This window comes from Alteromonas sp. CNT1-28, assembly GCF_022348345.1.
In the GTDB taxonomy this organism is placed as follows: domain Bacteria; phylum Pseudomonadota; class Gammaproteobacteria; order Enterobacterales; family Alteromonadaceae; genus Alteromonas; species Alteromonas macleodii.
Genome location: NZ_JAKREZ010000039.1, coordinates 24,791 through 33,094 on the forward strand (window position 1 = coordinate 24,791; position 8,304 = coordinate 33,094).

Annotated in this window: 14 protein-coding genes; 8 read left to right on the plus strand and 6 right to left on the minus strand. The window is 41.3% G+C overall.

Annotation, left to right across the window (positions count from 1 at the left end; translation table 11 throughout):
* Window positions 1-78: 78 nt before the first annotated feature.
* The 3 genes from MHN02_RS18630 to MHN02_RS18640 form a co-directional block, all read right to left on the minus strand.
* The gene (locus MHN02_RS18630) at window positions 79-306 is read right to left on the minus strand and encodes a hypothetical protein (RefSeq protein ID WP_069945737.1); all 228 of its coding nucleotides are present in this window, start codon (window positions 304-306) and stop codon (window positions 79-81) included.
* Window positions 307-308: 2 nt separating this feature from the next.
* Window positions 309-713, minus strand: coding sequence for a hypothetical protein (locus tag MHN02_RS18635; RefSeq protein WP_015068539.1), 405 nt, complete (start codon window positions 711-713; stop codon window positions 309-311).
* 63 nt (window positions 714-776) lie between these two features.
* Complete coding sequence (locus MHN02_RS18640; RefSeq protein ID WP_069945738.1) at window positions 777-2,495, minus strand: ParB/RepB/Spo0J family partition protein; 1,719 nt, start codon at window positions 2,493-2,495, stop codon at window positions 777-779.
* A gap of 312 nt (window positions 2,496-2,807) precedes the next feature.
* On the opposite strand from MHN02_RS18640, the gene MHN02_RS18645 reads away from it, so the two are divergent.
* The 8 genes from MHN02_RS18645 (at window position 2,808) to MHN02_RS18680 (ending at window position 6,399) form a co-directional block, all read left to right on the plus strand.
* Entirely contained in the window at window positions 2,808-3,368 is a 561-nt protein-coding gene (locus tag MHN02_RS18645; RefSeq protein WP_015068537.1) for a hypothetical protein, read from the plus strand.
* A gap of 3 nt (window positions 3,369-3,371) precedes the next feature.
* Window positions 3,372-3,593 carry a hypothetical protein gene (locus MHN02_RS18650; protein WP_015068536.1) on the plus strand — a complete coding sequence of 74 codons (222 nt, stop codon included), beginning with the start codon at window positions 3,372-3,374 and terminating at the stop codon, window positions 3,591-3,593.
* A 295-nt stretch (window positions 3,594-3,888) separates the two neighbouring features.
* Window positions 3,889-4,185, plus strand: a complete 297-nt coding sequence (locus MHN02_RS18655) for a hypothetical protein (RefSeq protein ID WP_015068535.1) — start codon at window positions 3,889-3,891, stop codon at window positions 4,183-4,185.
* 29 nt (window positions 4,186-4,214) lie between these two features.
* Window positions 4,215-4,850 (plus strand): hypothetical protein, encoded by a 636-nt coding sequence (locus MHN02_RS18660; protein WP_069945740.1) that lies wholly within the window; start codon window positions 4,215-4,217, stop codon window positions 4,848-4,850.
* Window positions 4,851-4,997: 147 nt separating this feature from the next.
* Window positions 4,998-5,339 (plus strand): helix-turn-helix domain-containing protein, encoded by a 342-nt coding sequence (locus MHN02_RS18665; protein ID WP_015068533.1) that lies wholly within the window; start codon window positions 4,998-5,000, stop codon window positions 5,337-5,339.
* Between the two features lie 141 nt (window positions 5,340-5,480).
* A complete protein-coding gene (locus tag MHN02_RS18670; RefSeq protein ID WP_015068532.1) occupies window positions 5,481-5,741 on the plus strand; it encodes a hypothetical protein in 261 nt (86 codons plus the stop codon).
* Between the two features lie 129 nt (window positions 5,742-5,870).
* The gene (locus MHN02_RS18675) at window positions 5,871-6,173 is read left to right on the plus strand and encodes a hypothetical protein (RefSeq protein WP_015068531.1); all 303 of its coding nucleotides are present in this window, start codon (window positions 5,871-5,873) and stop codon (window positions 6,171-6,173) included.
* Window positions 6,160-6,399 (plus strand): hypothetical protein, encoded by a 240-nt coding sequence (locus tag MHN02_RS18680; protein WP_015068530.1) that lies wholly within the window; start codon window positions 6,160-6,162, stop codon window positions 6,397-6,399. The genes MHN02_RS18675 and MHN02_RS18680 overlap by 14 nt, the downstream gene beginning before the upstream one ends.
* 99 nt (window positions 6,400-6,498) lie before the next feature.
* Here the strand turns inward: MHN02_RS18680 and MHN02_RS18685 are convergent, their stop codons facing one another.
* Genes MHN02_RS18685 through MHN02_RS18695 form a run of 3 tightly spaced genes read right to left on the minus strand, consistent with a single transcriptional unit; the run spans window position 6,499 to window position 8,025 of the window.
* Window positions 6,499-7,011 carry a hypothetical protein gene (locus MHN02_RS18685; protein WP_015068529.1) on the minus strand — a complete coding sequence of 171 codons (513 nt, stop codon included), beginning with the start codon at window positions 7,009-7,011 and terminating at the stop codon, window positions 6,499-6,501.
* Window positions 7,012-7,014: 3 nt separating this feature from the next.
* A complete protein-coding gene (locus tag MHN02_RS18690; RefSeq protein ID WP_015068528.1) occupies window positions 7,015-7,233 on the minus strand; it encodes a hypothetical protein in 219 nt (72 codons plus the stop codon).
* Window positions 7,234-7,290: 57 nt separating this feature from the next.
* Window positions 7,291-8,025, minus strand: a complete 735-nt coding sequence (locus MHN02_RS18695; protein ID WP_069945741.1) for a DUF2971 domain-containing protein — start codon at window positions 8,023-8,025, stop codon at window positions 7,291-7,293.
* Window positions 8,026-8,304 lie beyond the last annotated feature (279 nt).

An 8,304-nucleotide genomic window follows, 5' to 3' on the forward strand; every position in this document is an offset into this window, starting at 1 on the left:
TCAGCCTTGTATTCATCTTCCATACTGGCGAACTGTGAGCGCCACGACTTAAAGGCCGTGGCTACCTTATCAGTACCGTTATCCATTAGAGTCGGCAGGGAGCTTAGGAAGTGTGTAAACCATACGTTCACCATCTACCAAACCATCATCTTCATAGATTTTGCCAAAACGAAAGAACGGATAGTTTTTACGAATGGCTTTGATACTTTCCTCAAACGTAGCATTAGGAGAATTGCACTCAACTTCCAGAGCACCGAGTTTGAACACTCGTTTCATAGGGGTAGATTGTAGTAAAGATGCACTCATGATTAGTCCTCCAAATCAATATCGTTAAGGTTTGTAGCTTGTTCGGGTTGTTCAATATCCTGCTCAGACGGTTGAGTAGTCGCAGCGGCAACAGGGTCGGCTTGTTTAGGCGTAGCATTAGACATAGTCTCAGTCACATTCCCTGTATTGGCTGTCACAGTTGCCTCTACGTAGCTTTCAGAAAAGCTGTTTAGGTGCTTAATAAATTCTTCATCCAATAGCATTGGACTTGCTGCCACTTTTAAAGGCTGCGTAAGAGCTTGGCGTAATTTGGGGTCTGCTGCATCACCAACATTATTTTGGGTCATTACGGTGACAGCCATTTTTCCATTCCCCTCGTCTTGAAGCGTCAGGCTAATATTTTTTAAATTGGCTTTTTGAATAAGCTGATACAGTTCAGTAAACATAATGAGATTTCCTGCGTTGTGGGGAGGTACACCCTCCCCTTTAGAATTGGTTTCAGTATTGGATTACTTAGGTTTAACGTGTGCCAAATACCAAGAAGGTGCAAATTCGGAGTAATCGTGATCAGCTTCAATGATGCCTTGTGCAAGGTCGGCTTTTTTGCCCTTGGTTAACTTAGCAAACGACCCTTTTTCTTTGGCATTCATGGCTTCATCTAGCTTGGCATCTTTAGCCAGTTGAATAAGCTGTGGTGTGGTGTAGTGCTTAAGTGTTTGCTCTGTAGGTTTCCATGCATCCACCGCGACTCTTTTAGCAGCTTCAGCACCTTTCGCTTTCAACAAATTAAGCAACAAAGAAACCGAACTAGAGTGATTCATACGCTCTGAGTTTTTAAGGCCATGTGCTATCGCTTCAAGCATAAGCCCTTGCATGGTTGGCATATCCATATTTAGATAGGCATCTAAAATTAAATCGTCAAATCCACTTTTCAACTTGTGTTTGGCGTTGCCTTTGAACCCTGTAGCTTGCGCCGTTGCTGCGAGCATCATTGCCCCTGACAGCATTTTATCATTAGCAAAAAACCCAGCGGCAGCTTGTCTAAGTAGCTCTTTGTGAGCGTCTTCTGCGACATTAGACATAGAACCAACTTCTTGCCCCTTACTGGTTTTAACCGCCTTGGACTTAGCGAGTTTCTTGGCTTTCTCAGGGTCTTTTTTGGCAATAGCTACAACTGTTGGATCAGACATAGCTTCTTCTGTTGCTTTGCCTATCGTGGCAGAACACTTGCCAAAACAAATTTTGTCGATGCATTGGCTCTCTGAAATTTCACCCTCAGAGCCAGCAGCGTCAGACATAATGACAACGCGCTTTTCACATGAACTACAGCCATTAGTAAACTGTTCCTCGCCCACCTGCTCTACGGTAACGGTGTTTCTGTCCTTTTGTGCCGACTCAGACAAGAAAAGTACTTTGCCAAAGCGTTCTTCGGCAGTCGCTTTTAGCCCATTTACCCACTCTTGAGTTTTTTCACGAAAACAACTTATTTTCGAACACTTTGCTTCGGTAGATACATCATCCAATAAGCCCATTTGATGATAGGTGTTATGAGGGCAAGCGTTACATTCAGCGGTATCGAACTTAGCGCTTTTGATGGGAGTTTGTTTAGAGCCTAACTGCAATTTAAGCTCTTTTACTGTCCAACCCTGAGTTAGAACTATATCAAGTAGCTTTTCTTGTGCTTTGTGGGAGAAAGGAGCAAGCGCAAGTGCGTGTGCAAACGAAAACTTGTTATTCCCGTCTTCAACCGCTTTCAATACCTTTTCCGAACATTTCATCAACTCAAGCAGTTCATTAACTTGCTTCAACGGCTTGTTGATTTCCTTAGCCACAGCCTCTCTATCACCAGCAAACATGGTGTTGTACTCTTGTGCCGCCATAGCAAGGTCAACCGTTGACAAGTCAGTACGGTGAATGTTTTCAGCCATGTGGATTAGATAGGCTTCTCTATCGTCAACCATTAAGACTTTTACAGGTACTTCAACCAGTGCCAAATCAATCGCAATGTCTTTACGACCATATCCAGCCAATAACTCAAGCTTGGTATCATCCTCAGGGTGGGGGCGTGTTACCAAGTTTTGTAGAATACCTTGCGCTTCTATGCTTGCCTTGATTTGGTCATAGTCCTTTGATGGACGGTTTCTACGCTTGTTACCGAATTTAAAATCCACCAGCACTGAGGGGGATACATTGATTGCAGCACCATCTTCAAGTTGAGAAAAGTTCATGCCTGTCTCCAAGTTTGTTGTTCTTTAACTTGGAGTAATGTTGCATAGATGGAATAAGTCACAATTTTAAAGGAACGGTGATGTTCTACCGCTTTTTACCAGAGATACCTTGCTGATTTATTAACTTCGCGGGTGGCCTCCTTACCAACTAAAAACACGTTCTCAAGAATTTTTCTGACGAAGGAAGAAAAGCGCAAAGCTGGCGATAGCCAGTGGGGGCTTTTCGCTGTGACTCACTCCTTTCCCTCAAATTTGCAATTTTATTTACTTAATAAACTATGCAGAAAACTCACTTACATAGGTAAATTTCAAATGTCTAAATCTGCATTTTGCACAAATCTTTTAGTTTTTTTAGTTATCGCTGTGGCATCTGGCATCGATGCTGCCTGGCTTAACTTTACCGTTGAGGCGGTATGTATTTTTAGCGTTCTGCTGGCGTTGGTGTTTATTACTGACTTTATAGCTGTAGACAAAGTTTCTGAGCCGGTAGCGCTTGTTGTTACTGAGTTATTTAGCATTGCTGTATTCGTACTCTCTATCACGTTTGTTCCCAACTCTATAAACACGGTTATAGAGAAACTTGAATATAAAGAAGAACGAATTTTAGCAATCCAAAACAGCCTTCCAGTGGATGGGGATATTAGAATCGAGAGATTATCAGACCTTAACCAAGGCAAAGTATTAATGTGCCAGATTGGGTGTACACCAGAGCATTTAGAAGACATGCTCATGAAGACAAGGAATAGCCTTGAAAAGGCAAAGGCCACACAAACAACTTTGGGTATAGACGCCAGATGGTTCAATACAATCGTGTTTTTCCTCTCGAACCTGGCTGTAATCTTGTTCGCATTCAGAAAATCATTCAAGGGGTAGGATATGTCAAAGCAACTTAATCAAGTTAACCAATCGGTAAACCAGCTTAAAGAAGCGCGCAAGCTAATTCCACCAGCGGCCGCTAGAGCAGTAATCGATTCGGTACGCAGTAGCGAGCCCAATGATGATTTGTTAACGTTGGTGGGTATTATAGCTGGCCAAAACATCCAGGCTGAAGAACTGCTTATCGCGATTAGAAATGAGATCCAATCAACCAATCGTTAATAGTAAGTCATCTAGCCCCTTTAAATAGGGGCTTTTTGATTTCAACAGCCCTATTCCTAAGTTAGACTCCCATTCTTCCTTGCTATATTACGTAATACCGCCTAACATTAACCATCCAGAGTGACACTATATCGGCCTCTTAAATGTCATTCATCGCAAATTCTTGCCTATAAGCTGCATTTCCTAACTGGTCAGAGCAGTTACCTTTGCAATTCAATGTTATCTTTATAGTTGGGTGTTTTTTATCCAATTTATACTTTATTGTTCAGAACAACATCTGGCAAGGACAACAACTGTGAAGACCATCTCAAAATTTAGAGTTCGTCAAAAGCTTCAAGTTATTTCTAAACTTGGGGACAGACATGTTGTGCTTGGACAAAAGCGTAGTGGCGTAGCCGAGTGTTTTTTTATTGTCCGCGATAATTTCGAACGCGTATTACAATCAAATCCATCCATCCCTGTAGATGCAGAAGTGCAACGAAACAAAGAAACAGGTCTAGTTTCTGTTGTGAATCACAGTGATGAGAAACTACCGCTCTGTGATTTTGCTAACAATATAACTCAGAATGTTGGTACATCAGCTAGCTGCTAACCATTCCTAACAATTTGTAACGGATTACTGTGCCACTCTTATTAGGAAATCACGATAAAAATATTATAACGGCAACTGACGTTATAGAGACTGAGCCTTTGTCATGGTCGACGAAGGAAATTGTGATCCCCGGCTTGGAACAAGATAACAAAGCTCAAGCTATTACCTTTGAATTTGCTGAAGGTAAAGGCATGGTCGTTATCGAACGAGGCGGTAACGCAATCGCCAACTTCAACTACAATATACTTCCAGCACACCACCCTCTTGCACAGGCCTTTAAACCTCAAAGGCAGGTTGCCCAGATTGTTAGCGCACTTGTTGACGAAGACTATCGAGGTATTGGTATTTCCCATTTATGCTACTCGATGCTCAGTCAGCGCTATATTGTATGTTCAGATGAACAACAAACAATTGAGGGGGCGGCCCTGTGGTATTTCAAAATCCCACAGATTGACCAAATTTCTATGCATATCGTTTATCGTTATGATCAAACAGACTTTACAATTGACACATGGGCAAACCAAGATGCATGGTCTGGGGATCGAGGGTTAGTTAACTTCGCCATTGATAATGGTATTCCCGCTTCTCATTTTGATGACCACGGCAAGACAGTTTTCGTTGCGGTATCAGAAACTAAGTCGACAACCCGAATTAAAACTAACTAATTCCTATAATTGTTTCTAATTTAACTGAAATATTCGTGATTTCTCTGAACCTTGGCCGTCTCTTACTACAGGAAGTGACGTTTATCGTTAATTATTCGCTATTACGTATATTTACAGATATACCTTATATGGAATATTTCCCTATTTATGAAAGTTAGGACTCCCAATGATGTAGGCTCCTACATCACGTCTATTCGTAAAGCATATAAGCTGTCACAAGCAGAGCTCGCTCAAAAAATAGGTAAAGACCAGCGGTTTATATCAAAACTTGAGAACTCTCCTTCCAGTATTTCCTTTGGAACAGTCATGATGGTTCTAAATGCATTAAATATCGATATTGACTTTTCAAGCCCCGATACTAAAAAGCAAAACAAGTTGAGTGGTGAGCTATATAGGGATAGTTTGAACAAGAAGGATAGCAAACCTCCTTTACACACCTGGAGAAAACCACACAGGAAACCCAAGGTAGTAAGCAAAGTAAAATCATAGGAGATAAGTGAGCTAACAAATCATAAATGCACCAACAAAAGCGAAAGTAGCGGGTGGTTTGTCTTAAATACTTCTGGCCACTCTTTTATACAAACCAACATTACGTCATAATGTCGATAACAATAAAGCAAGATGTAAATTATGGCCAACGCGTTCTATAGAATAAAAGAAGGTGAGTTTGTTAGACAGCTGGAAACTCAATCCATCACAAAAGTTATAGCTCAAGAAAGCCCAACCGAACCTCAGAAGTTTTTTGTCGTGGCCATCAATGCCAATACAGAAATAGCTTATGTAATGCGCCATGGGCGCTCAGACGAACCTAGAACATGGCGACTCGACAACTTGGCTAGGTTTTTACGTAAGAACGGCGTAGCATCATTTGAAACGCTTTTTGAGGCGTAAAGTCATAGCCGAGATTTTATTTTGCAGCATGCCCACTTTTATTAAGTCGATAAGACATCACTGGCAGAGTAGTTAGAAATGTCTATTATGCAGTAACAGCATTAGAAAGTGGAAAACATAGGAGTTGTTTTGAAAAAAGGACTTGATAGGCTGAGAGCGCTCAATGAGCAAATGTTGAAAGAAGCACAAAAGCGTCGAGATAAAGAGCCAGAGCGGATAATTGAAGAGCTTTCTGGAGTACCACCTTTTGCCTTTGGCCAAGATAAACAGTACACGCACGACGGCGTGGACAAAAGCACCCTGCGAACGGTATCGACCATCTGTACTACTAAGAGAATCTACGTACTGAGTTCACCTGGCGCTGCGGATGCTCTAAGAGCAGTTATTTTAGAAAGAATCTGGGAGCATGAAAAGCAAGATGAAACCCAATAAGCAGGAACTTGAGTTAATCGTAGCCCATGCTAGCAATGCCCACCCTCTAGGCATGCTAGCTAACATAATTTTTATTGGGGTCTTGGGAGCGGCGTTGTTCGGCCTGTTATTTAAAGGCAAGGCGATGATAGGCGTTGCCTTATTTGTAGTAGCCGGTTTTGCCTGTCGCCAATTAATATTTTTTCTTCTTAAGTTACACCTCAAAAAAAAGTATTGGTCAGAGTAAGCTAGTAACATTAAGAAGTAAGGCCTCGAACAAAATGGATATAGTATGGCCATCTCCTTCGAGCCTTCTAAAGCTTATTTAACCCGTTTCACTGCTGTTTTAATCTTCTCTAGTATCAAAAACAAAGCGTTCTTTATAGGCGTTTGAATATTCAATCACTAAATCATATTCATTAAATGCCGTCTCAAGCTCCTGTTTGAGACATTTACTTCCTTGCCTGACATCTAGAGAAAATAAAGTAAGTTTCTCGTTTACAGCTAAAGATGCCCCTTTAGCAAGCCAGTGCGTCGAACGATCAACTACATTCATTCCAGAGCGCTCCGCTACTAGTTTAGGAACATCGGTATCCTTATCTAATTTCTTCCCATTATGTAGAACCGTAAAAGAATTGATAAAGGCCGGCCCAATTCCATTATTAGCTACATTAAATTGAAGCGAAATCACACCATTATTCACACTTGTATGAGTATGCTCAGACAGATGTGGCGTTACTGAAACACGATTATGCTTTCGCTGTACCCACATTTGCCAGGAGCTTATTCCAACCGCAATCATGGCAACGACCAAACTCCAATTTACGAAATTAATAACCTTTACTACAGTCTCAAACATAAACTAACCTAGTAACTGAAATATTGATGTCACTGCAGAACAGAGTGCCGCAAAGGCAGAAATGCCCGATATCCATAAAGCTTTAGTAGCAACATTAACTGACTTTTCAGCCAGCCTCCTATTAAGTTCAGCTTGGCATCCTTCAAAGGCCATTGCCCCTGGCATAGCGCCACCGCCAATCGTTCTTACAAGCTGTTCATCTGAAGCATTTCTATAATCCATTTTGAACGTAATTCCTGTCTAATTTATTGATTGTCTGTTAAGAGCTATAAAGCATTATTATGCGTTGTGTCCACGGAAGTGAGGAGAAATATCAGAACGCCTAACATCGATATGAGTTAATCCGAACTGCTGGTGGACTAACTCTTTTACAGTTTCTATCATCCAATCATCTGCTTCAGGGGAAACATAAACACAAGTAATGAGATATTCAGGTTTAAAAGGTACATCAACCCCCCTACCCTCTTGGCCTTTGAGGTCAAATACCGCTCTGAATTCTTTCTCATACGCGAAAGCACTCGATTTTCTCATAAGAAACTGAAAGTAATTCGCCGGCGCTAGGTTTCTTACTCCCATAGGAATTACTAAAGGGTTGGGTTTGGTTTTCTCAACTGGGGAGCCGTCGAAGGGATTAACATAGTTTACAGCCCCAATAATTCCAATCGAATCAGTCTTGTAATCGAGTACACCTTCAATGGTTCGCGCTAACCTCATCCATTCAGTTTGCACGGCAACAGAAAAGCCTTGTCCCCCATAAAGGCGCCACATTGCGAGACTTTCTGAAGAAGCGGAATGCCAGCAACTAACATATGTATTTCTGTATACGGTCGACAGATTTTCGAGTGCGTTTTTCCTAGCATCAGGATGTATTTTTAAATGAATTAGATCGAGGGTGCCCTCGAGCTTATCCTCGAATGAGGAAACATGAGACACCCAGAGCTTTTGAGTCTGGAGCATTCTTACTAACTGGGCAAAGGGCATATATCGCCATAGTGTTTCTTTTGGTTTTTCCATAAACAGAGTTTCCTATTAATTTAGTGCGCTCGGTTACGCGTTTATGGAGAATGTTAACGCAAAGAAAAATTGGGCAATAGATTATTTTCTATAGGTAGAATTTAAGAAAATGGTAGAAGAGATGACCAGAACAACCTATATCTCGAAGTAGAACCGGTCAATATCGGGGAATAGTTTAAAGTGAATTAGTCTCGACTTAATCTGACACTTCTTCTTGAAAAGATGAGAGTTACCCGTTTTGATAAAGGTGTCGAATCTTTAATCAAAACAAAATAGGTA

Coding starts and splice junctions, on each gene's coding strand:
- MHN02_RS18650 (WP_015068536.1), top strand. CDS start 3,372: ATGTCAAAGCAACTTAATCAAGTTAACCAATCGGTAAACCAGCTTAAA.
- MHN02_RS18670 (WP_015068532.1), top strand. CDS start 5,481: ATGGCCAACGCGTTCTATAGAATAAAAGAAGGTGAGTTTGTTAGACAG.
- MHN02_RS18640 (WP_069945738.1), bottom strand. CDS start 2,495: ATGAACTTTTCTCAACTTGAAGATGGTGCTGCAATCAATGTATCCCCC.
- MHN02_RS18645 (WP_015068537.1), top strand. CDS start 2,808: ATGTCTAAATCTGCATTTTGCACAAATCTTTTAGTTTTTTTAGTTATC.
- MHN02_RS18630 (WP_069945737.1), bottom strand. CDS start 306: ATGAGTGCATCTTTACTACAATCTACCCCTATGAAACGAGTGTTCAAA.
- MHN02_RS18685 (WP_015068529.1), bottom strand. CDS start 7,011: ATGTTTGAGACTGTAGTAAAGGTTATTAATTTCGTAAATTGGAGTTTG.
- MHN02_RS18665 (WP_015068533.1), top strand. CDS start 4,998: ATGAAAGTTAGGACTCCCAATGATGTAGGCTCCTACATCACGTCTATT.
- MHN02_RS18680 (WP_015068530.1), top strand. CDS start 6,160: ATGAAACCCAATAAGCAGGAACTTGAGTTAATCGTAGCCCATGCTAGC.
- MHN02_RS18690 (WP_015068528.1), bottom strand. CDS start 7,233: ATGGATTATAGAAATGCTTCAGATGAACAGCTTGTAAGAACGATTGGC.
- MHN02_RS18695 (WP_069945741.1), bottom strand. CDS start 8,025: ATGGAAAAACCAAAAGAAACACTATGGCGATATATGCCCTTTGCCCAG.
- MHN02_RS18635 (WP_015068539.1), bottom strand. CDS start 713: ATGTTTACTGAACTGTATCAGCTTATTCAAAAAGCCAATTTAAAAAAT.